Raw genomic sequence first — 21,810 nt, forward strand, 5'->3', positions numbered from 1 at the left:
GAGCAACTGTCTTGCCGGCTGCACCGAGACGCTTTTCGTAGGATGGGTTGAGCCTTGGCGAAACCCATGCGGTTGCGGTGATGGGTATCGCTTCGCTCAACACCATCCTACGAAAAGCCATGCTCGCTCATGCGGTAGGACCTTGTCCGCGATGGCCGGACGTATCGGCGCGATTCGCGGATGAGATCCGCTCCTGCGGGTTGCCCCATACGCCACAGCCATGTAGGAGCGCGCCCTGCGCGCGATTCGCGGGCAGGGCCCGCTCGATCACCGGGGAGGCATGGCATTTCCCTCGACCGCCTACAACCGCTCCCGATACTCCCCCGGCGTCACCCCGAACCAGCGACGGAAGGCGCGGAAGAAGTTGCTCGGCTCGGAGAACCCCAGCAGGTAGGCGATCTCCAGCAGCGTCATGTGCGGCGTCGCCAGGTACTGCTGGGCCAGCTCGCGGCGGGTGTCGTCGAGCAGTTGCTGGTAGCTGCTGCCCTCCTCCTGCAAGCGCCGCTGCAGAGTGCGCTCGGACAAGTGGAGGATTTCCGCCACCACCTCGCGCCGCGGCTCGCCCTGGGGCAGCAGGCGGCACAGCACCTGGCGCGTCTGGTGGCTGAAGCGGCTGCTGCCGAAGCGCGCCAGGTACTCGCCGGCGAAACGGTCATGCAGGCGCGCCAGTTCGGCGTTGGCCGTCGGCAGCGGCGCATTCATGTCCTCGTGGGAAAACAGCATGGCGCACTGCCCGTGGCCATGGCTGAGCGGCGCCTGGAACAGCGCCTGGTAGGGCGCCAGGTCGACCGGCGGTTCGCCCGCCAGGCGGACCTCCAGCGGGCGGATGTCGCGCCCGGTGATCCAGCGCACCAGGGCGATCATGCTGGCCAGCGAACTTTCCGCGCTCTGCCGTGGCGGCAGCAGGCGGTCGCCATGCACCTGCACGCTGAACAGGCAGCCCTCGGGCAGGCGGCGGAAACTCGCGTCCGCCCCCTCGGCGATGATCCGCTGGTAACGCTCCAGGCGCTCGAAGGCCTCGGCCAGGGTGCGGCTGGACATCATCGAATACCCCAGCACCGGAAACGCCGGGGTGTGCACGCGGGCGAAGTTGAGGGCGATGGCCGGATTGCCGCTGCGCTGCACGGCCAACTGCCACAGGCGCGTCATGTCGTCCTGGGGGAAACGCGCGTCCGGGTCGGCGAGGACGGCAAGGTCCAGGCCCAGCTCGGCGAACAGCTCGCGGCTGTCCAGCCCCTCCAGCTCGATGGCGAGGAGGATCCCACGAACCCAACTGGACAGGGTGGTACGCTCAGGCATCTCGGTTCTTCTTGTTGTCAGCGCGCGCAAGGAATGGCGGGGTTGGATACTAAACTGGCTGCAGGGGTCATCTGCAAGTCATCGGCCGCCTTCGTAGACTGCGGCCATCACAACAACAGGAGGTGCGCCATGACCACCCACACCGCCGAGCGTTTCCACAGCTTCGCCGAGTTCTACCCCTTCTACCTGCAGGAACACAGCAACCCCACCTGCCGCCGCCTGCACTACGTGGGCAGCCTGCTGGTGCTGGCGATCCTCGCCTACGCCATCGCCAGCGGCAACCTGCTGTGGCTCATCGCCCTGCCCTTCGCCGGCTACGGCTTCGCCTGGGTCGGCCACTTCGTCTTCGAAAAGAACCGCCCGGCCACCTTCAAGTACCCGCTGTGGTCGTTCATGGGCGACTGGGTGATGCTCAGGGATGCCTTTACGGGGCGGATTCGGTTCTGAGGTTGCTCTGCTGTAACAGATTGCTCTTAAAGAATTAGCGCTATTGCAAAGCAATAGCGCTTCGGGGTTTCTCTCACAAGCGACTTCAGAATTCCTATGAAACCACTGTCATGACGACAATATCAGCAGAGTCGGAGTCCAAGCCACTCACAAAATCACTGAAGTGAATGTGATCAGACATACACTCTGCCAGACCTTCTATCCTCTTAGCCGCTAAAACGAGCATATCAGCCAAGCTTCGAAGTTCTGACGATGTGGCAACGATAGAAACCTCTTGAAGCTCTTTCAGCACATCAGAGCCTTCGTACCCATATAATTTCACACGAATTTCCTATACGCACCCACCGAACCGCTCGCAAGGAATTATCCACAACCCTGCCGACCAAACTTATACTCAACCCAAAAAATTTAAACTTTCTTGAAAGACAATACAACAGCATAACTCCATTGAACATAGAGTTTAGAGCCATGCGGAGCAACACTATAGACAAGGCGCCACGATCCGTTCTCGAGTCGCAGCAACCCTGTCACATACATACTTATATAGCCTCTACAGCCAGACTTATTTTTAATTCAGAAAACTCCGAAATCAACGAGCCATCAAACTCAAACCCCATCCCTCCTGAGAGACTTACGCAATACTCAATACGTCCTCCTGTAGCCACAACCTCTCTGATTAATTCACCAGATCGCTGGAGCTCTTCATTTGCAGACTTTAATACAATAGAAAGGTCTTGAGAGGCATTATTGATCAAATCAAAACAACAGTAAGTCTCCTTATACACTCCGCTAAACGGGGTGCCTTTCGGAGTAGTACGCGACTCTCCACAACTCCACCGCCTCACTAGCCCCAACTTTATACCAGGATATATACCCTGAGCTGGAATGGTAGGATGCCATATTCTAAGGGATGCTTTTAGATGCTTCTTACTTATGGCAAGTAATCCTCAAATAGTCCATGATTTTCAGCTTCACCTTCACACCCCGGAAAAAACTCTTTACCTGGGCTATCCACTTCGCCTTCTAAAAGAACCGCTCAGCCACCTTCAAGCACCTGCTGTAAGCTTTCATAGGCAACCGGGTTTGGCACATTTACTCCAAACCCTAAACGAATTGAAACGAGAGCATCCCACCCAAAAGACAGAGCTCTGCCAACGTAGAAGGCGAAAAAAAACCTCCTTCCTGCTCCTCGGAACCTTTGACTGGTAAACCAAATCAACCTCAAGATATTCAGGCTTTATCTTTTCTTTGATTTCACGAATACGGCCCATACCTCCAAGATGAGTCCAAAGCGCTGGAATCATTTCGTCCATCCGACAAGAGTTCGGAAACGCCAATGAGAACCTGACAAACGATCGTTTCAGTCGGTTTTTACGGCAGGTCTAGCGAACTCACCACCGACACCTGTCTCCGATACCGCACTCCAAACATAAGCGCTACCTGTTTCGGACTGAGCTCAAACCCACGCATGCACAGGACTACTGATCTGGGGATCCTAGATATCGTGCCCTCGTCCGTACCGTCATAGAATGCAGGTTGCAATCAAAAATATGTAGAAGGCTACGGCTCAGATACACCAAGCCGTAGCCCTTTGATAGGTCACCCCCCTAAGCCAGGGTCGCTATGAGTCATGGTCAGCGAAGGACTCCAAATGACTCTCAGCCCCCCTGCACTCCTCCAGAACAGCCCTCCCAATAGCTACTACATACCCACCATAAGATGGCTCAACCTCCAGAGCCAGCAGGGTTCCTCTCTTGAGCTCCTCAATCTTTTTACTCACGAACAAAGGAATTTTTCCATTGCTCTCCACAGTTTCATCACCTATATCGTAAACATACTTTATCAGCGACATATATCGCCCTTCATTGCACATTTCTTCCTCACCGGAGAACACACGCAAAAAATTTATAACGTTGCCTTCTTTAAAGTCTGAGACACGCAGCCTCTCAAGGTCCTTGACGGTTATCTTTATGAGTTTCCCTCTGGAGAGCACACGAAGCTCAAAGACACCATTCTGCGAGGAAATAGATATTAAATTTCCATCATGAAAGTCACTGGACAGCACAATAACTTCCTATATCAATGGATGGACCCCATTGATTAGATTTTAACCTAAGATTCAGTTCCCAACTCCACCGCGCGCTCGACATGATATATGTCAATATCTATGGAGCCTCCTATACTTCCCACCCAAGAAATCAGGTCTTTGTCCAGCAATAATGGCGGTTCCTCGTCATAATAAATTGAACATGCGATCTGCACGGTACAACCTGACAGATTAGAGAACTCCTCAAACTTACACTCCTTCCCTTTGAGTCGCGCTATAAAGCTCCTGACATGAACGCCAACCTCTTTTTCCTTATCTTCTGTAGAATCCAGAATCAGACCATTATCCACTTCAATTATCGAGGCCTTACCTCTTACATCGCCTACCGTCCAAGACCTATCCCATTTAATATCCAACCGCTCACTAATCTGAGCCACACTTTGAAAAGAGCTCGAAACAACCAACCTAACATAACACTTCATACTTCCACCTAAATATCATTTATATTTATACCCGCCGAATCACCGGGACCATTACCAGCCTTTGGCTTTATTATTATATTTCCATCCTTATCTTTAAAAAGATCATACTTCGAGCCATTCTTCTTTGGCTTTAAATCATGAGGATCAATACCAGCATCTTTTAATTTTTCAATCTCACCAGGGGACAGCTTCTTGTCTGATGCATTACTATCCTCATCGGCAGACTCGTTAAATAAGCTATCGCCAATATACCAACCCAGTCCGGCACCTATGCCGGCACCAACGACACCTCCTACAACAGTTCCTATGCCGGGGCATATCGCTGTTCCAGCAGTTGCCCCCGCCTTTGCGCCAGGCGCTATAAGTACGCTTTGCCCTCTCGGATCGACGTATTTAAGTGGGTTCCCCAGTACATAACCATAGGTATTCAACCCACCCTCAAGCCCAATCGGATCACTCTCCACATACCGCCCGGTCTGCGGGTCGTAATCGCGGAAGTAGTTGTAGTGCAGGCCGCTCTCGGCGTCGTAGTACTGCCCCGGGAAGCGCAGGTTCACCACGGTGTTGTCCGGGCTGCTGGGCTGGCCGTTGCCGAAGGCGTCGGACTGCCATTGCCAGGCCAGGCGCTGGTCGTCGTCGCTGGCCAGCCGCGGGGTGTCGAGGTGGTCGCTGTGCAGGTAGAGCACGCGGGGGTTGCCCGGATGGCCCTGGTCGTCATAGGCCGTGCTCAGGGTGGCCAGGGGCAGGCGGTCGAGCCACAGGTAGTACTGTTCGCGGCGGGACTGGCCATTCCGGTCGTAGGCGGCTTCGCCGAGCAGTTGGCCGTCGGGGCCGTAGAGGTAGGTGGTGAAGCCTTGCGCGGTCAGCTTGGCGATGCGCTGGCCGTGGGCGTTGTAGCGGTACTGGGCGACTTCCTGGCCGTCGATCCGCACATTTGCCAGGCGGCCCTGGGCGTCGTAGCCGAGCAGGCGGCTGGCGCGGTCCTGGAGCAGGTTGCCGGCGGCATCGCTGGTCACCGTGTGGCCATTGAGGGCGGTGAGGCGGTTGCTGTCGCTGGCGTAGCGGTAGCTGTCCTGCAGGGATTCGCCGTCAGCCAGGCGCGTGGCGCTCTTCTCGGTGCGGTTGCCCACGGCGTCGTAGCCGTAGCGGCGCTCGGCCTGGCTGCTGCGTTCCGTGGTCAGGCGGTCCAGGGGGTCGTACTGGTAGTCCAGCGTGCCCCAGAGGCTGTGGGCCAGTTGGGTGATGTTGCCGTTGGCGTCGTGCCGGTAGTCGCTCTGCCAGGGGCCGATGCGCTGGCGGACCAGTTGGTAGTCCTGGTCGTACTCGCGGGCCAGGCTGATGCCGTTGGCCCAGCTCAGGCGTTGCAGGGGGCCGAAGGGCAGATAGGCGATATCGCTGGCCAGGACGAGGGGGGCCTGGCTGCCTACGCCCAGGGTGACGCTGCTCACCTGGCCGCCGGCATTGCGCGGGTAGCCGAGGGTATAGCCAGACGGATAGCCGATGCCAACCAGGCGGTCGGCGGCGTCGTACTGGAAGCTCAGGGACTCTTCCAATACCTGGCCGTTGATGCTCAGGCTGCGCGTCTGCTGCACCAGATTGCCGCGCGCGTCATAGCGATAGGCGAGACGGCCGCTGCCATCCTCGATGGCCGTCAGGCGGCCGATGCCGTGGTTGCCGTCGGCACTGCCGTCGTACTGGTAGCGCACGTCGAAGGCCGGGGTGGCCGGGTAGCGGCGTTCGCTCAGGCGGTTCAGGGCGTCGTAGCTGAACTCCACCACCACGCCACGCGCGTCGGTTTGGCGGATGACGTTACCGGCGGCGTCGTACTCGAAGTGGGTGGCGCCGCTGTCGGGGCTGATGCGCTGGATGAGGTTGCCCAGGCCGTCATACACATAGCGCGTCGTGACGCCGCGGGGATCGCTGACCTGGGTGAGGTTGTCCTGGGCGTCGTAGGTCAGGTGGGTGACGCCATCGAGCGCGTCGGTATGGCTGACCAGGCGATCGAGGGCGTCGAACGCCTGGGTGCTGGCGTACTGGCGCGGGTTGGTCCGGCCGGTTGGGTTGTCGTTGAGATCGTACTGGTAGCTGTGGGTCTGGCCAGCGGCGCCGACCGCGCGCAGCAGCCGGCCGAGTTCGTCGTACACCCACTGCTGCTGGCGTACCAGGCTGCCGCCGGCGTCCTTCAGCCGCTGCGCCGTGCGGTTGCCCTGGGCGTCGACGTCGTATTCCAGGCGCTCGCCGAGGTTGTTGGCGATGGCCACCAGGCGCCGCGCGTCGTCGTAGGTGTAGGCCAGCCAACTGCCGTCGCCGCGGGTCAGGCGGGTGATCTGCCCGACCGCGTCGTATTCGAAGCGGGTGGTGCTGCCGGCGCTGCTGATGAACGCCAGGCGGGCGTCGATGCCGCTGTAGGTCAGGGTGCTGACCACGCCGTTGGCGTCGGTAAGGGTGCCGGGGTTGCCGCGCTCGTCGTGGTCGGCCAGGCGGGTGACGTGGCCCAGGGCGTTGGTCACCGCGGTGAGGTTGCCCTTGGCGTCGTAGCTGTAGCGGGTGACGTCCTGCACGTCGGTGCGCGGGCCGTCGGCGCTTTCGATCAGGCCCAGGTCGTTGTAGGTGTAGGACCAGCTGCGCTCGGCGGCCTGGGCGGGGTGCCCAAGCAATATCGCCAGGGACAGGGCGCCGAATAATTTCGTTTTCATGTCAGCCTCCTTGCTCAAAGCGCTTCGGTGGTTTGCGCGATGACGCGACCACGGTTGTCGTACTGGTAGCGGGTGACCTGCCCCGGCTCGGTGACGCTCAGCGGCAGCGCGAAGGTCGGATGCCAGGTTGTGGTGATGGTGCGTGCCTGCGGCGTGCCGGCCGCTTCGGTGCGCGAGACTTCCAGGCCGCGCTCGTCGTACTGGTGGGTGGTCAGGTTGCCGTTCCAGTCGGTTCGGCTGGCCGGCAGCCCATTGGCCAGGTAGGTGACCTGCTGGCTGGCGGCCGGGCAGTGGGCGCTGGCTTCGCCGTCCCGGCGGGTGACCAGGCGGCGCTGGTCGAAGGTCTGGTAGTGGTAGAGCGTCGACTTGCCCAGCGGGTTGGTGATCCGCACGCGGTTGGCATCGAGATAGGCGAATTGCACGGTGCCGTTCTCGCCGGCATGGCTGCTGGAGGTGGCGCGCCCCTGGCCGTCATAGGTCCAGGTGGCGAAGCGCAGGCCGCGGGCGTCGGTGATCCCCGTGAGCAGGTGCGGGCGTTCGGCGACTTCGTAGTGGTAGTGCTGTTCTTCGTCGCCGCGCAGGACGCTGGCGAGGCGGCCACGCTCGTCGTAGCGGTAGCTGATGTTCCAGTTGCCGAACTGCAGGTTCGCCAGCCGTTCACCGGCATAGCCGAGGGTGATCTGGCGGCCGCCCGCATCGCTGATCCGGACCAGCCGGCCAGCCGCATCCCGGGCGAAATGCAGGCTGCTGCCGAGCACCGGGTCGAAGCGCTTCAACTGTCCGAGCGCATCGTAGGTTTCGACGCTGGCGTCGGCGCCAGTGAGGCTCCAGCCGCCCTGCTCGGGCAGTTCGACCAGCGTGAGTCGCTCGTCGGCGGAAGCCGTCCACTTGCCCGCCACGCGGGTGAAAGCGACTGCCCGGCCGTCGTCGCGATAGGCCTTGAGCCGGTCGGCGGTGAGCTTGGCGATGCGCTGGTTCCAGCCATGGTTCCAGCCGACGCCAAGGTCGCCGGCCTGGTTGCGGCTGCTCCAGTAATTGCGGCTGAACCCCAGCCGCGAACCGGGCACGCTCAGGTCGACCTCGATCTGCACCTTCTGCCCGGTGGCGCCAAGGATGGGATTGCTGTCATTGCATTCGTTGCTCTGGCATTGCGCGCAGCACTGGCCCCCTTCATCCAGCACGCCGCTGGGGCAAAGGTCCGGCCCGCCGGAAAGGTAGACGGAGGAGAAGTGGTAGGTGTCGGGAAGCCAGCGACCGAACAATTTGCGTTCGACCGTGAAGCGGCAGAAGGCTTCACCCCCGATGTCGGTGAGCGAATAGTTGTTGATGCGCCATTGCTGGCGGGGATTCTGCTCACGCTTCTGGAGCAGCAGGCGGATGCCCTCGCCCTGTTCGCAGGCCGCTTCGGCCGAGGGCCAGGCGGTCCTCGTCGCGTCGTGCCACTGGTATTCAGCCAGGCTGGCCTGGCTGGCTAACAAGGCTCCCAACCCTGGGAGCAGGCAATGCAGAACTAGACGGGGGCGCATGCTTGGGTCCTCCATGAACAGTGGAGGCCCCAGTCAAGCGATGGCGGCAGGCGAAGAACGTTAACGCCTAGCCACTCCTGAAATCAGAAAAACATCCCACCCCGATCGAGGACCCTGCCTACGCGCAGGACGCCCTCTCTGGCAGATGCATCTAGAGGCGCCGGATCAATAGCTCCCGCACCTTCGCCACTTCCTCCGCCGGCAGTTCCGCCCAGAGCACCGGCTTGCCGGCGATGAGCGCGCCCAGGGCGGCGCCGTCACGGTAGAGCACGCGGTTGCCGGCTACTGCGGGTACCTTGCTGCCCGGCAGCAGGGTGCCGGCGAGGTTGAGCGGGTCCACCGCCGAGAGCACCAGGTATTCGCCGTCCTTTTCGCGCCGGCGCACTTCGCGCAGCAGGCCGACGGCCTCGGGCAGGGCGAACTGTTCGCCGGTGAGGCCGGCGACGAAGCGTCCGCCGCGGATTTCCCCGCGGGCTTCCAGGCGATGGTAGACGCGCAGCAGGTCGCGCCAGGGCGGCAGCCAGTCGGCTTCGCGCTCCAGCACGCGCCAGCAGACCACGCCGTAGCGGCGCAGCAGGGTCATGGCCACGAGTTCCAGCACTTCCGCCTGCAGGCGCGGTGGCTGACCTTCGATCAGTTCGCTGCGCGGGCGGCGCAGCAGCGCCCAGCGGCCGGCGTCGACCATGCCGAACAGCGGGGTGCGCGCCCGGCGCTCCTGGCGGCTGCGCTTGGCCGCCGGCAACAGCAGCGCGCGCAGGCCGGCGAAGCTGTCGGCGTTCACCCGGCCCACCGCCACCAGTTCGCCCAGGGCCATTTCCAGTTCGCTGCGCAGCAGGTGCGCCTCGCTGGTGAGTTCGTCGAAGAAGAGTGCTCCTTGCTCCTGCAACGCCTGCAGCACCTTCTGCGCCTTCGAGGACAGCTCGGCCTCCGGCGCATCGGCGCAGAGCGCGCCCCACAGCGGCAACTGGCGGCGCGGCAGCAGGACGATGGGCGTGCTGCGCAGCGGCCCGGCGCCGCTGCGCCCGCGCGCCGTGCCGCGGCTGGGCAGGCGCGCCCAGACCAGGCGGCCGGCGCGGCACAGGTCGTCCAACCAGTTGATGCCGTAGTCGGCCACCCGCGCCGGCAGCAGGTCGCTTTCCCAGGCCCCGGCGGCGGCCTGGAAGCCTTCCAGCTGGCTGAGCACGCCGGCCAGGGCCTCGGCGCCGCGCGCCCGGGTGGTTCTGGAGACGCGCTGCCAGTCGAACAGGAAGCGCATGAAGTCGGCGCGCTCCACCGGCTCGATCTCGCGGCGCAGGCGGCGCACCGTGTAGCGGTGGATGCGTGCCAGCAGGTGGCGCTCGCACCACTCCTCGTCGTCGATGCCGGGGCTGAAGCGGCCGCGCAGCACGTAGCCCTCGCGCTCCAGGCCGGCCAGGGCGAAGGCGATGTCGGCAGGCGGCAGGCCGAGGTCCATGGCCAGTTGCGCCTGGGTGCGCGGACCGAAGCCGGTCAGGCGCGCGCGCAGCAGTTCCAGGCGCGCGTCTTCGGCGGACCAGCCTTCCTGCAACGCCAGCGGCAGGTCCAGCTCGGGCACCAGCCGTGCCTGTGGATAGACCGCCCGCAACTGGCTGAGGCGTTCGGCGGCCACCCAGAGGTCGGCCGCGCCGCTGCGCAGGCGCGTCGCCCGCCCGGCCTTGGCCAGGCGCCCGAGCAGCAGTTCCCAGCCCAGGTTGGCGCGGGCTTCCTCGGCGAGGATGCAGCCCAGGCCGGTCAGCGCCTCGTGCATCTCGTCGGCGTCGCGGGCCTCGGGCCAGGCTTCGGCGCGCACCGCGGCGATGGCCTCGGGATCGAGGGCGCCGAGGTCGTCGGCGGATTCCGGGTCGCTCCAGCGCCGGCTCAGCACGGCCTGGGTGCGGCGTTCTTCCAGCGGGGCGTCGTCGAGGTAGGCGTAGGGGCTGGCGCTCAGCACTTCCGCCGCCAGCGGCGAAGGCGCCGGCAGGTCGCGGGCGTGCAGCGCCACCTCGCCGGCCTCCATGCGCCGCAGCAGGGCCAGCCAACCCTCGCAGTCCATGGCTTCGTGCAGGCAGTCGTCGAGGGTCTGGGCCACCAGCGGGTGGTCGGGAATCTCGCGCTCGCCGACGATATTCTCCAGGCACGCCACCTGGTCGGGGAACACCGCCGCCAGCAGGTCCTCGCTGCGCATGCGCTGCAGTTGCGGCGCCACCTTGCGCCCGCCACGGAAGCGCGGCAGGGCCAGCGAAGTGGTGGCGTTCCAGCGCCAGCGCACGCCGAACAGCGGCGCGTCGAGCAGGGCCTGGATCAGCACGTGCTCGGCGCTCTTCGAATTCAGATAGCGCCACACCTCGTCCAGCGGGAAGCTGTGGCTGGTGGACAGCGAGAGGATGATGGCGTCCTCGGTGGCCGCCGCCTGCAGCTCGAAGTTGAAGGTGCGGCAGAAGCGCTTGCGCAGAGCCAGGCCCCAGGCGCGGTTGATACGGCTGCCGTAGGGCGAGTGCAGCACCAGTTGCATGCCGCCGGATTCGTCGAAGAAGCGCTCCAGCACCAGCGCCGACTGGCTCGGCAGCACACCAAGGGCGGCGCGGGCGCGGGCCAGGTATTCCACCAGTTGCCGGGCCGCGGCTTCCTGCAGGCCCAGCTCGTCCTCCAGCCAGCGCAGCGCCGGGGCCAGGGGGGCGTCGCTGCCCTGCCCTTCGGCGAGCAGGACGTCCAGGCGTTCGCGCAGGCGCGACACGCTCACCGACAACTCGTCGCTGCGCCCCGGCGCCTCGCCCAGCCAGAACGGGATGTTCGGCGGCAGGCCCTGGGCGTCCTCGACGCGCACCTTGCCCGGCTCCACGCGGAGGATGCGATAGGAGACGTTGCCCAGCTGGAACACGTCGCCGGCCAGGCTTTCCACGGCGAAGTCCTCGTTCACCGTGCCCACGGTCAGGCCCTGGGGCTCCAGCAGCACCTGGTAGTCGCCGGCGTCGGGAATGGTGCCGCCGGAGGTCACCGCGGTCAGCCGCGCGCCGCGCCGGCCACGCAGCAGGCCGTGGACGCCGTCGCGGTGCAGGTAGGCGCCGCGCTGGCCGTTGCGGCTGGCGTAGCCCTCGGCGAGCATGCGCAGCACGGCGTCGAAGCGCTCGCGCGGCAGGTCGGCGTAGGGCTGGGCGTGGCTCAGCAGCTGGAACAGCTCGTCCTCGCGCCATTCGCGGCAGGCCACTTCCGCGACTATCTGCTGGGCCAGCACGTCCAGCGGCGCGCGGGGGATCGCCAGGGCGTCCAGTTCATCGCGGCGCACGCTGTCGAGCAGCGCCACGCATTCGATCAGTTCGTCGCGGGAGGTGGGGAACAGCCGCCCTTTCGGCGTGCCGCCGACGCTGTGCCCGGAACGCCCGACGCGCTGCAGGAAAGAGGCGATGGAACGCGGCGAGGCGACCTGGCAGACCAGCTCGACGTCGCCGATGTCGATGCCCAGCTCCAGCGAGGCGGTGGCCACCAGCACCTTCAGGCGCCCGGCCTTGAGCCGCTGCTCGGCGCCCAGGCGCTGTTCCTTGGACAGGCTGCCGTGGTGCGCGGCGACCTTGTCTATCCCCAGGCGCTCGCCCAGGTGGCGGGTGATGCGCTCGGCCAGCCGGCGGGTGTTGACGAACACCAGGGTGGTGCGGTGTTCCTCGGCCAGCGCGGCGAGGCGGTCGTAGACGCTGTCCCAGACCTCGTGGGACATCACCGCCTCCAGCGGCGCCGGCGGCACTTCGATGCCCAGGTCGCGGGCGCGGCTGTAGCCGATGTCGACGATGCGGCAGTCGGCGTTGCCGCAGAGGAACCGCGCCACCGCCTCGATGGGCTTCTGCGTGGCGGACAGGCCGATGCGCACCAGCGGTTCGGCGCACAAGGCCTGCAGGCGCTCCAGCGACAGCGCCAGGTGGCTGCCGCGCTTGCTGCCGGCCAGGGCATGGATTTCGTCGACGATGACGCTGCGCGCACCGGCCAGCATCTGCCGCCCGGAGTCGGAGCCGAGCAGCACGTAGAGCGATTCCGGGGTGGTCACCAGGATGTGCGGCGGCCGCCGGCGCATGGCCTCGCGCTCGCCCTGGCTGGTGTCGCCGGTGCGCACCGCGCTGCGGATATCCACGGCCGGCAGGCCCTGGCGCTCAAGCTCGGCGCGGATGCCGGCCAGGGGTTCTTCCAGGTTGATGCGGATGTCGTTGGACAGCGCCTTGAGCGGCGAGACGTAGACCACGCAGGTGCGGTCCGGCAGCTCGCCGCCGTTGGCCAGGCCCTCGCGCACCAGTTGGTCGATGGCCGAGAGGAAGGCGGTGAGGGTCTTGCCGGAGCCGGTGGGCGCGGCCACCAGGGTCGAGCGCCCGGCGCGGATCGACGGCCAGGCCTACACCTGGGCCGGGGTCGGCGCGGCGAAATGGCGGGCGAACCAGGCGGCGACGGCGGGGTGGAAACCCTGCAGGACGTCGGCGGGCGTGGCGCTGCTGGCGAGTCGGTTCATGGGCACCAATATGGTGGCGGCGGGCATGGCCCTCAAGCACCGCCGATCGTGGCTGGCCTGACGCGGCGCAGGCATCGCGCGGCCAGGTCATGGGGGACCGAAGGAAACAGCCTTAGCACTCTACACAAACGACAGCGCCCCTCGGAGATCACCTACAAGCAGTACGGGCATGTCATAACAATTCCTCCCATTATCATCTCGGCGCATCACGAATCGCGCACTGACTCCCTTCCAGGACAGGGCGCCCGCCCCGCCCTGGAGGACATTTCGTTTGGCAATTTTCGGCAAGCTCTCCGACTTCCCGCTCGCGGAAGTCCTCTCGGTCATCGGCAAGCGCGCAGGCCAGCTGACGCTTGAAGAAGCGGACGGCAGGCGGCTCCGCCTGCGGCTGCAGAACGAACAGCTGCTCGGCCTGAGCCTCGAACAGCCGATCGGCGACCCGGGCGAGATCAAGCGCGTCCTGCAGTCGATCGGCAACGCCAGCTTTCACTTCGAACCCACTCCGCCCACGGAAGCGACACCCGGCCGGCATCTGCCCATCGACCAGGTGCTCGCCAGCCTGGCGCCGTCGTCCCGGGCGGAGCCGTCGGTGCATCCGGACACGCGCTTCGTGCTGATCCGCGGGCGCACAGTGACGCTGCCGGCCGAGCTCGACGCCTTCCTGGCCAGGGCCATGCCCCTGCTGACCGAGGGCTGCAGCGCGCGGCAACTGGCCCAGGCGCTGAACCTGGAAGTCCGCGAGACCTGCGCATTCCTGCAGCACCTGCGGGAGATCAAGAAAATCTGGCCGGTGCGCGCCCACGAGGGCGCCGGCGTATCGACCCGGCATGCCAATTCCACCCTCGCCAGCCGTCTGAAGAGGCTCTTCCGCCCATGAACCAGGACAGCGCACATCCGATCAAGGTCGTCGTCTCCGGGCCCGTGGGCTCGGGCAAGACCACCCTGATCCGCAACCTCTCGCAAATCCCCGTCGTCGACACCGAGGTGCCCAGCAGCGAAGCCATCGGCAAGGCGAACACCACGGTGGCGCTGGACTTCGGCCGGATCACCCTGGACGCCACCGACATCCATCTGTTCGGCACGCCCGGCCAGGAGCGCTTCAGCTTCATGTGGGAACTGCTCAGCGAAGGCGCCGACGGCCTGGTGCTGATGCTGGCCGCCGACCACCCGGAACAGTTCGGCCAGGCCCGCAGCATCCTCGAGGCGATCACCAGCGTGCAGCCGGTGCCCTTCATCGTCGCCCTCACCCACTGCGACGCCGACGACCAGGCCTGGGTGCCGGCCGAGGTCGCCGCCTACTTCGACCTGCAACCGCAGCGCGTCATCGCCACGGACGCCCGCGACCGGCAGAGCGCCTGCGATGTCCTGGTACAGCTGCTGGCCAACGACGCCCCATCACCCGACCCCCACCACGGAGAAACCCCATGACCCGACAAGAACGCCTGCAAGCCGAACTCGACCGCCTCCGGCAGTCGGTCCCCAGCATCCGCGGGGTGCTGCTCGGCAGCCTGGACGGCATGCCCATCGTCGACGCCATCAGCGACCATGGCATCGAGCCGGCGCGCATCGCAGCCATGGCCGCCGCCGCCCTGGGCGTGGGCCGGCGCATCGGCGAAACCCTCAAGAGCGGCGCGATGAAGGAGCTGAGCCTGCTGGCGGAGGACGGCCGGGTGTTCATCCACCTGGCCGGCGACAAGGCCTGCCTGGCGATCGTCGCCGCGCGCGACAGCAACGTGGGCCTGATCAACCTCGAAGTGGCGGACAGCCTCGCCACGCTCGACGGCATTCTCTGAGGAGCCCCCATGCACGCAGACCGCCTGTCCTGGGCCACCAAGGACGCCGCCATCGTTCATGAACTGATCGCCCTGCTGAACCTGTCCGACAGGGAATGCGCACTGCTCGCAGGCCTTGCCGAACAGGCGAAGGCCGCCAGCCCGGCGCTGATCGAGGACTTCTACCAACGCCTGCTGAGCCAGGAGGCCACCCGCGAGTTCATCACCGACCAGAAGCGCCTGGGGGAATCCCTGGCCACCTGGTTCTGCGAACTGTTCGGCGGCGTCTACGACGACACCTACGCGCTCAAGCGCCTGAACATCGGCCTGATCCACGTGCGCATCGGCCTGCCGGTGCGCTACCCGCTGGTCATGCTCGACCTGATCGCCCGCTACGGCGAAGAGGTGGCCGGCCAGGCCGGCGCCGAGGCGCTGACGGCCTTCCGCAAGGTCCTGGCGCTGGACGTGGCGACCTTCAACCAGGCCTACGAGAACAACCAGCTGCAGCACCTGGCCGACCTCACCGGCAACGAACGCCTGGCCCGCCGCCTGCTTTCCGGCAGCTGAGCCGGGCGCTACCCTTCGCGGATTCCCCCGACGGACCGCGAGACATGGCCGAGAAAGACCGCGACTGGTACTGGCAGAACCTGAAGAACCCCGGCCAGCCCGGCGAACCACCGCCGCGCCGGCGGCAGTGGCACCTACGCCGGGCGTTCAGGCATTTGCTGCAACTGGCCCTGCTGGTGGCGCTGGCGATCGGCGCCGGCGCCCTCTGGCAGAACCCTGCCAGCCGCCAGTGGGGCGAGGCGCGCTGGCACGCCCTGCTCGGCCGCCTGGGCCTGGAGCGCCCGGCCGACCAGGTCACGGCCCAGCCCATGAAGTACACCGACAGCTCACGGAGCCTGGCCGAGTGCATCAAGCCGGGGAACCTGATCGACGACGAGGTGCGCGCCTGCGTGAAGGGGCAGCGGGTAAAGACCTGGTGACATCATCCACCGGCGGGGGTCTATCGCGGACGAAGTCCGCTCCTACGCGATCCCCATCCACACCATTCCCATGTAGGAGCGCGCCCTGCGCGCGATTCGCGGGCAGGGTCCGCTCCTACAGGGAGGCACGGTGCAAAGAGGCAAACCGAGCGGATCTTATTCGCGATCCGGCTGGCGTGTGTCGGTGATCGCGGACGGAGTCCGCTCCTGCCATACCGGCGGGCACGGCTTCTCGTAGGATGGGTTGAGCTTGCGAAACCCATGCGGTTGTGGCGATGGGTATCGCTTCGCTCAACACCATCCTACGGCGGCACGGGACAACCCGTAGGGCGCACAACGCCTACGGCGTTATCCGCCGTTTGACCGACGTCACGGCCAACGGCGGATAACCGCGAACGGTTATCCGCCCTACGGTCGGGCACGGGTGTAGGAGCGGATTCATCCGCGATCGCGGACATGGCCCGCGACACCATGACGTCGAAGCAAAGGCCTGGATCGCCCTCTCCCCAACCCTCTCCCACAAGCGGGAGAGGGGGCTGTTCGGTGTGGGCGGATGGTCTGGAGTCGGCCGGGAATCCGGGTTCGCGAGCAAGCTCGCTCCTACAGGGGCGGAGCCCGGACCAGGCGCGGAGCCCCGATGTCAGGACTCCCCGCCCTGCCCCAACCCATGCTGGCGCAGCTTGTTGGCGATGGTGGTGTGCGAGACACCCAGACGCTTGCCCAGCAGCCGGCTGCTGGGGTGCTCGCGGTACAGGCGCTCCAGCACTGCGCGTTCGAAGCGGCCGACGATGGCGTCGAGGCCGCCTTCCAGGGAGAAGTCGCCCAGCGGGTGCGGCGCGCCGTAGTCCGGCAGGCGGATGTGCTCGACCTTGATGGTGCCGCCCTCGCACAGCGACACCGCCTGGAACAGCACGTTCTCCAACTGGCGCACGTTGCCCGGCCAGTGGTAGCGGCCCAGGCGGTCCATGGCCTGGGGCGCCAACTGCGGCAGCGGGCAGCCGATCTGCCGGCTGGCCTGGTCGAGGAAGTGCTCCACCAGCGGCGTCAGGCCGTCGAGGCATTCGCGCAGCGGCGGGATGTGCAGCGAGAGCACGTTGAGGCGGTGGTACAGGTCCTGGCGGAACTCGCCCTTGGCGCACAGTTCGGACAGGTCCACCTGGGTGGCGCAGATCACCCGCACGTCCAGGTACACCTCCTCGTCGCTGCCCACCCGGCGGAAGCAGCCGTCCTGCAGGAAGCGCAGCAGCTTGGCCTGCAGGCGCGGGCTCATCTCGCCGACGCCGTCGAGGAACAGGGTGCCGCCGGCGGTCAGCTCCAGCAGGCCGAGCTTGCCTTCCGGGCGCGCGCCCTCGAAGGCGCCGGGGCCGTAGCCGAACAGCTCGGTCTCGGCCATGGATTCCGGCAGCCCGGCGCAGTTCAGCGCCATGAACGGCGCCTGGCCGCGCGGGCTGGCCAGGTGGCAGGCGCGGGCCAGCAGTTCCTTGCCGGTGCCGGTCTCGCCCTCGATCAGCAGCGGCGCGTCCAGCGGCGCCATGCGCCTGGCCTCGCGCACCACCGCGGCCATCACCCGCGAGCTCTGGAAGATGCTGTCGAAGCCACGCAGCTCGTGCTTGCGCACGTTGTAGATGCGCTCACCCACGCGGTCGGCGCGGTGCAGGGTGAGCACGGCGCCGGCCAGGGCCTCGCTTTCGTCGTGTTCGGATTGCAGCGGGGCGATGTCGGCGAGGAACACGTCGCCCTTGATCTTCACCCGCAGGCCGTTGATCCGCGCCTTGTTGGCGCGCACCAGTTCCGGCAGGTCGAGGTCCTCGGCGTAGCGCGCCAGGGGAATGCCCGGCACCTCGTCGACGCGCACCCCGAGCAGCTGCGCGGCGGCGCGGTTGCCGGCGACTATCTGTCCGGCCATGTCGATGGACAGCACCGGGAAGTCCAGCGCCGCCAGCAGCGCGTTCAGCTCCAGATGGCGGCGCTCGCTGGGCATCAGGCCGACGCGCTTGACGCCGAACACCCCGGGAATGACCTCCAGCTTGGGCTTGAGCGACTGGAACTGCAGGTTGATCAGGTTCGGGCAGAGCAGGTAGATGGCGTTGCCCTGCTCGCCGCCGACCTCGCCGCGGTTGACGTTGATGCCGTAGTCGACCAGCAGGTTGAGGATGTCGCGCAGGATGCCGACGCGGTTCTGGCAGTGGACTTTGATACGCATGGCGAGCCCGGAGATTGTCGTTGTGCGGGGCGGTACCCGGCCGGGTTTCGCCGGCAAGGCGGAAATTTCCGTCAAGAATATGTGACAGCTGACGCCAGCAGCAAGCCGATGACTCGCGATTCGGCGAGATTCGTAATCTTTTCTTTACGGGCGAAGGGGATTTGCAGCGCTCGCCCAAGGCCCACGGGGGCTGCATGGGCACGCCGACGCGGCTATTGATGAGGCATCAAAACAACAAAGGCCTCGAAGCCGGAGGACCCATGAAGACAACGCAGTACGTGGCCCGCCAACCTGACGAAGACGGTTTCATCCACTACCCCGAAACCGAGCACCAGGTCTGGAACACCCTGATCACCCGCCAGCTCAAGGTGATCGAAGGCCGCGCCTGCCAGGAATACCTGGACGGCATCGAGCAGCTCGCCCTGCCCCACGAGCGCATCCCGCAACTGGGCGAGATCAACAAGGTGCTCCAGGCCACCACCGGCTGGCGCGTGGCCCGCGTCCCGGCGCTGATTCCCTTCCAGACCTTCTTCGAATTGCTGGCCAGCCAGCAGTTCCCGGTGGCCACCTTCATCCGCACCCCGGAAGAACTGGACTACCTGCAGGAACCGGACATCTTCCACGAGATCTTCGGCCACTGCCCGCTGCTGACCAACCCCTGGTTCGCCGAATTCACCCACACCTACGGCAAGCTCGGCCTGGCCGCCAGCAAGGAAGAACGCGTGTACCTGGCGCGGCTGTACTGGATGACCATCGAGTTCGGCCTGCTCGACACCCCGCAGGGCCGGCGCATCTACGGCGGCGGCATCCTCTCCTCGCCGAAGGAGACCGTCTACAGCCTCTCCGGCGAGCCCGAGCACCAGGCCTTCGACCCCGTGGAGGCCATGCGCACGCCCTACCGCATCGACATCCTGCAGCCGCTGTACTTCGTGCTGCCGGAACTCAAGCGCCTGTTCGAACTGGCCCACCAGGACATCATGGCGCTGGTCCGCCAGGCCATGCAGCTGGGCCTGCACGCGCCCAAGTTCCCGCCGAAGCAGGCAGCCTGAGCCCCGAGGCCTGCCCGACATCTTTTCGTAGGAGCGAGCTTGCTCGCGAACAAACGCAGTGCCATGCGGTTCGCGAGCAAGCTCGCTCCTACACTCCTAAGCTCAATGTCTTGCGTGACGAACCCTACAAGGAGAACCCCATGACCGCCCTCAACCAAGCCCATTGCGAAGCCTGCCGCGCCGACGCGCCCCACGTCTCCGACGAGGAACTGGCGACCCTGATCAAGCAGATCCCGGACTGGAACATCGAGGTCCGCGACGGCCACATGGAGCTGGAGCGCGTGTACCTGTTCAAGAACTTCCGCCACGCCCTGACCTTCACCAATGCCGTTGGCGCCATCGCCGAGGAAGAAGGCCACCACCCGGACCTGCTCACCCAGTGGGGCAAGGTCACCGTCACCTGGTGGAGCCACGAGCTCAAGGGCCTGCACCGCAACGACTTCATCATGGCCGCGCGCACCGACGAGCTGGCCAAGGTCGCCGAAGGCCGCAAATGAACCACTTCGCCCCCATCCCGCGCGTGCCGGGCGACCCCATCCTCGGCCTGCTCGACGCCTACCGCGCCGACCCCAACCCGGCCAGGCTGGACCTGGGCGTGGGCGTCTACAAGGACGCCCAGGGCCTGACGCCGATCCCCCGCGCGGTGAAGCTGGCCGAGCAGCGCCTGGTGGAGCACGAGACCACCAAGAGCTACGTCGGCGGCCACGGCGATGCGCTGTTCGCCGCGCGCCTGTGCGAACTGGTGCTGGGCAGCGACTCGCCGCTGCTGGCCAGCCAGCGCGCCGACGCCAGCCAGACGCCCGGCGGCACCGGCGCCCTGCGCCTGGCCGCGGACTTCATCGCCCGCTGCCTGCCCGGCCGCGGCATCTGGGTGAGCGACCCGACCTGGCCGATCCACGAGACGCTGTTCGCCGCCGCCGGCCTGAAGGTGCACCACTACCCCTACGTCGGCGCCGACAACCACCTCGACGTGGAAGGCATGCTCGCCACCCTGGAACAGGTGCCCCACGGCGACGTGGTGCTGCTGCACGCCTGCTGCCACAACCCCAGCGGCTTCGACCTGGCCTACAACGACTGGCAGAAAGTGCTGGAAGTGGTGCGCCGCCGCGAGCTGCTGCCGCTGATCGACTTCGCCTACCAGGGCTTCGGCGACGGCCTGGAGGAAGACGCCCGCGCCGTGCGGCTGTTCGCCGAGAGCCTGCCGGAATTGCTGGTGACCAGCTCCTGCTCGAAGAACTTCGGCCTCTACCGCGACCGCGTCGGCGCGCTGATCGTCTGCGCCGCCAACGCCGAGCAACTGGGCAACGTGCGCAGCCAGCTGGCCAGCCTGGCGCGCAATCTCTGGTCCACGCCGCCGGCCCATGGCGCCGAGGTGGTGGCGACCATTCTCGGCGACCGCGACCTCAAGCAAGTGTGGCTGGAGGAAGTGACCACCATGCGCACGCGCATCGCCGGGCTGCGCCTGGGCCTGGTCGAGGCGCTGCAGCCCCACGGCCTGGCCGAGCGTTTCGCGCACATCGCCATCCAGCGCGGCATGTTCTCCTACACCGGCCTGAGCCCGGACCAGGTGCGCCGCCTGCGCGAGGAACACAGCGTGTACCTGGTCGGCAGCGGCCGCGCCAACGTCGCCGGGCTGGACGCCAGCCGCCTGGGCGACCTGGCCAGGGCCATCGCCGCGGTCTGCGCCTGAAAACTATTTCCACCCTCGCTCGACCGGCCGCTGGCCGGTCTTTTTTTGCCCGCGTTCAGCGCGGCGACAGCGGCCCGGCCTGGCGCTTCCAGCGCCCCGGGGTGGTCCCGGTCCAGCGCTGGAAGGCCCGGCAGAAGCTGGCCGCCTCGGCATAACCCAGGCACTGGGCGACGCCGTTCAGGTCCATGCGCGACTCCAGCAGCAGGCGCTCGGCCAGGCGCAGGCGGATGCCGTCGCTCAGCGGCTGGAAGCGCTGCCCTTCGGCGGCCAGGCGGCGCTGCAGGGTGCGTTCGGAAAGCCCCAGGCGCTGCGCCACCTCGCGGCAGCCCGGCAGGCTCGCGGCATCGCGCACCAGCAGGCGCTGCACCGCCCGCGCGGTGGGCGTGGCGGCCAGGGGCAGCGCCAGTTCCTCGCAGAGCTTCTCGCACAGTTGCTCGCCGCTGCTGCGGCTGTCCGGGTTGGCCTGCGGCAGGCTGGCCTCCAGGTCGGCGCGGGCGAACAGCAGGGCATTGCGCGGGGCGCCGAAGCGCACCGGGTACGGCCAGGCGCGGGCGTAGGCGTCGAGGTCGGCCGGCGCCTCGGCGCGCAGCTCCAGCGCCAGCGGCTGCACCGGGCGCTGCAGCAGTTCGCCGGCCAGTTGCAGGCAGCCGGCGATGCCGCGCTCGACCACGAAGGCGCGGGCGTCCGGCGGCAGCACCTGGTCGTCGAAAATCATCCAGTGCCCGCGCGGCTCGGCCTCGCGGCTCACCGGGCAGAGCGTCAGGGCCAGGCTCTGGTAGCGGCCGAAGGTCTCGAAGGCTTCCCGCAGGCTGCGGCAGGCGAGCATGGTGAAGCCCAGCAGCCCCAGCGAAGTGAGGTGGTAGCGGCGCCCGGCGGCGAAGCCCAGGCCAGGACGAGCGCCCTGTTGCAGCAGGTTGCGGATCACCGCCAGCTCCTGCCAGGCCTGGATCTGCGCGTGGCGCCCAGACAGCTCGCGCGGCTCGATGGCGCTGCCCACCAGGCAGGCCTCCGCGGCCAGGCCCTCGCTGCGGGCGCAGTCGAGCAGGTGGCGCACGCCGGTGATGTCACGGGTCTGTCGCCAGTCCATGGGGCCTCCTGCAAGTAGCGGGAATCATCAATTTCTGGCGCCG

At 66.1% G+C, this 21,810-nt stretch carries 17 protein-coding genes and 1 pseudogene; 9 read left to right on the top strand and 9 right to left on the bottom strand.

Annotated elements, in window-relative coordinates:
* Positions 1–300: 300 nt before the first annotated feature.
* Positions 301–1,299 carry an AraC family transcriptional regulator gene (locus tag M8R19_RS06085; RefSeq protein WP_009621616.1) on the bottom strand — a complete coding sequence of 333 codons (999 nt, stop codon included), beginning with the start codon at positions 1,297–1,299 and terminating at the stop codon, positions 301–303.
* Between the two features lie 129 nt (positions 1,300–1,428).
* Between M8R19_RS06085 and M8R19_RS06090 the strand changes: the two genes are divergently transcribed.
* Positions 1,429–1,746, top strand: a complete 318-nt coding sequence (locus M8R19_RS06090) for an Mpo1-like protein (RefSeq protein WP_009621613.1) — start codon at positions 1,429–1,431, stop codon at positions 1,744–1,746.
* Between the two features lie 94 nt (positions 1,747–1,840).
* On the opposite strand, the gene M8R19_RS33400 is transcribed toward M8R19_RS06090, so the two are convergent.
* The 6 genes and pseudogenes from M8R19_RS33400 to M8R19_RS06110 all read right to left on the bottom strand — a co-directional run bounded on the left by M8R19_RS33400 (position 1,841) and on the right by M8R19_RS06110 (position 12,980).
* Positions 1,841–2,068, bottom strand: a complete 228-nt coding sequence (locus tag M8R19_RS33400) for an Imm32 family immunity protein (RefSeq protein ID WP_502942804.1) — start codon at positions 2,066–2,068, stop codon at positions 1,841–1,843.
* A gap of 1,299 nt (positions 2,069–3,367) precedes the next feature.
* The gene (locus tag M8R19_RS06095) at positions 3,368–3,811 is read right to left on the bottom strand and encodes a hypothetical protein (RefSeq protein ID WP_249917315.1); all 444 of its coding nucleotides are present in this window, start codon (positions 3,809–3,811) and stop codon (positions 3,368–3,370) included.
* Between the two features lie 47 nt (positions 3,812–3,858).
* Entirely contained in the window at positions 3,859–4,275 is a 417-nt protein-coding gene (locus tag M8R19_RS33405) for a DUF4279 domain-containing protein (protein ID WP_366520474.1), read from the bottom strand.
* Between the two features lie 8 nt (positions 4,276–4,283).
* The gene (locus M8R19_RS06100) at positions 4,284–6,971 is read right to left on the bottom strand and encodes an RHS repeat-associated core domain-containing protein (RefSeq protein WP_249917316.1); all 2,688 of its coding nucleotides are present in this window, start codon (positions 6,969–6,971) and stop codon (positions 4,284–4,286) included.
* A 14-nt stretch (positions 6,972–6,985) separates the two neighbouring features.
* Positions 6,986–8,449: a DUF6531 domain-containing protein gene (locus M8R19_RS06105; RefSeq protein WP_249917317.1), complete on the bottom strand. Its 1,464-nt coding sequence runs from the start codon at positions 8,447–8,449 to the stop codon at positions 6,986–6,988.
* A gap of 199 nt (positions 8,450–8,648) precedes the next feature.
* Positions 8,649–12,980 (bottom strand): annotated as a pseudogene (locus tag M8R19_RS06110) (DEAD/DEAH box helicase).
* A gap of 271 nt (positions 12,981–13,251) precedes the next feature.
* On the opposite strand from M8R19_RS06110, the gene M8R19_RS06115 reads away from it, so the two are divergent.
* From M8R19_RS06115 to M8R19_RS06135, 5 genes are read left to right on the top strand one after another with little or no spacing between them, the layout of a single operon-like run.
* On the top strand, positions 13,252–13,857 hold the full coding sequence (locus M8R19_RS06115) for a DUF4388 domain-containing protein (RefSeq protein WP_249917318.1): 606 nt from the start codon (positions 13,252–13,254) through the stop codon (positions 13,855–13,857).
* A complete protein-coding gene (locus M8R19_RS06120) occupies positions 13,854–14,408 on the top strand; it encodes a GTP-binding protein (RefSeq protein ID WP_249917319.1) in 555 nt (184 codons plus the stop codon). The genes M8R19_RS06115 and M8R19_RS06120 overlap by 4 nt, the downstream gene beginning before the upstream one ends.
* Positions 14,405–14,773: a roadblock/LC7 domain-containing protein gene (locus M8R19_RS06125; protein ID WP_074977084.1), complete on the top strand. Its 369-nt coding sequence runs from the start codon at positions 14,405–14,407 to the stop codon at positions 14,771–14,773. The genes M8R19_RS06120 and M8R19_RS06125 overlap by 4 nt, the downstream gene beginning before the upstream one ends.
* A 9-nt stretch (positions 14,774–14,782) precedes the next feature.
* Complete coding sequence (locus M8R19_RS06130; protein WP_249917320.1) at positions 14,783–15,319, top strand: protoglobin domain-containing protein; 537 nt, start codon at positions 14,783–14,785, stop codon at positions 15,317–15,319.
* A gap of 44 nt (positions 15,320–15,363) precedes the next feature.
* Positions 15,364–15,738 carry a hypothetical protein gene (locus M8R19_RS06135; protein WP_249917321.1) on the top strand — a complete coding sequence of 125 codons (375 nt, stop codon included), beginning with the start codon at positions 15,364–15,366 and terminating at the stop codon, positions 15,736–15,738.
* Positions 15,739–16,378: 640 nt separating this feature from the next.
* Here the strand turns inward: M8R19_RS06135 and M8R19_RS06140 are convergent.
* On the bottom strand, positions 16,379–17,941 hold the full coding sequence (locus tag M8R19_RS06140; RefSeq protein ID WP_009621602.1) for a sigma-54-dependent phenylalanine hydroxylase transcriptional regulator PhhR: 1,563 nt from the start codon (positions 17,939–17,941) through the stop codon (positions 16,379–16,381).
* Between the two features lie 260 nt (positions 17,942–18,201).
* Here M8R19_RS06140 and phhA point away from each other — a divergent pair, with 260 nt between their 5' ends.
* From phhA to M8R19_RS06155, 3 genes are all read left to right on the top strand, one after another.
* A complete protein-coding gene (gene phhA, locus M8R19_RS06145) occupies positions 18,202–18,990 on the top strand; it encodes a phenylalanine 4-monooxygenase (RefSeq protein WP_249917322.1) in 789 nt (262 codons plus the stop codon).
* A 140-nt stretch (positions 18,991–19,130) separates the two neighbouring features.
* Positions 19,131–19,487, top strand: a complete 357-nt coding sequence (locus M8R19_RS06150; RefSeq protein ID WP_074977094.1) for a 4a-hydroxytetrahydrobiopterin dehydratase — start codon at positions 19,131–19,133, stop codon at positions 19,485–19,487.
* A complete protein-coding gene (locus M8R19_RS06155) occupies positions 19,484–20,680 on the top strand; it encodes an amino acid aminotransferase (RefSeq protein ID WP_249917323.1) in 1,197 nt (398 codons plus the stop codon). Before M8R19_RS06150 ends, M8R19_RS06155 begins: the two co-directional genes overlap by 4 nt.
* Positions 20,681–20,735: 55 nt before the next feature.
* Here the strand turns inward: M8R19_RS06155 and M8R19_RS06160 are convergent, their stop codons facing one another.
* A complete protein-coding gene (locus tag M8R19_RS06160) occupies positions 20,736–21,767 on the bottom strand; it encodes an AraC family transcriptional regulator (protein WP_061562336.1) in 1,032 nt (343 codons plus the stop codon).
* Positions 21,768–21,810: the final 43 nt, after the last annotated feature.

The sequence above is a fragment of the Pseudomonas sp. R3.Fl genome (assembly GCF_023516765.1).
Taxonomy (GTDB): domain Bacteria; phylum Pseudomonadota; class Gammaproteobacteria; order Pseudomonadales; family Pseudomonadaceae; genus Pseudomonas; species Pseudomonas citronellolis.

Coding starts and splice junctions, on each gene's coding strand:
- M8R19_RS06085 (WP_009621616.1), bottom strand. CDS start 1,299: ATGCCTGAGCGTACCACCCTGTCCAGTTGGGTTCGTGGGATCCTCCTC.
- M8R19_RS06090 (WP_009621613.1), top strand. CDS start 1,429: ATGACCACCCACACCGCCGAGCGTTTCCACAGCTTCGCCGAGTTCTAC.
- M8R19_RS33405 (WP_366520474.1), bottom strand. CDS start 4,275: ATGAAGTGTTATGTTAGGTTGGTTGTTTCGAGCTCTTTTCAAAGTGTG.
- M8R19_RS06100 (WP_249917316.1), bottom strand. CDS start 6,971: ATGAAAACGAAATTATTCGGCGCCCTGTCCCTGGCGATATTGCTTGGG.
- M8R19_RS06120 (WP_249917319.1), top strand. CDS start 13,854: ATGAACCAGGACAGCGCACATCCGATCAAGGTCGTCGTCTCCGGGCCC.
- M8R19_RS06125 (WP_074977084.1), top strand. CDS start 14,405: ATGACCCGACAAGAACGCCTGCAAGCCGAACTCGACCGCCTCCGGCAG.
- M8R19_RS06130 (WP_249917320.1), top strand. CDS start 14,783: ATGCACGCAGACCGCCTGTCCTGGGCCACCAAGGACGCCGCCATCGTT.
- M8R19_RS06135 (WP_249917321.1), top strand. CDS start 15,364: ATGGCCGAGAAAGACCGCGACTGGTACTGGCAGAACCTGAAGAACCCC.
- M8R19_RS06140 (WP_009621602.1), bottom strand. CDS start 17,941: ATGCGTATCAAAGTCCACTGCCAGAACCGCGTCGGCATCCTGCGCGAC.
- phhA (WP_249917322.1), top strand. CDS start 18,202: ATGAAGACAACGCAGTACGTGGCCCGCCAACCTGACGAAGACGGTTTC.
- M8R19_RS06150 (WP_074977094.1), top strand. CDS start 19,131: ATGACCGCCCTCAACCAAGCCCATTGCGAAGCCTGCCGCGCCGACGCG.
- M8R19_RS06155 (WP_249917323.1), top strand. CDS start 19,484: ATGAACCACTTCGCCCCCATCCCGCGCGTGCCGGGCGACCCCATCCTC.
- M8R19_RS06160 (WP_061562336.1), bottom strand. CDS start 21,767: ATGGACTGGCGACAGACCCGTGACATCACCGGCGTGCGCCACCTGCTC.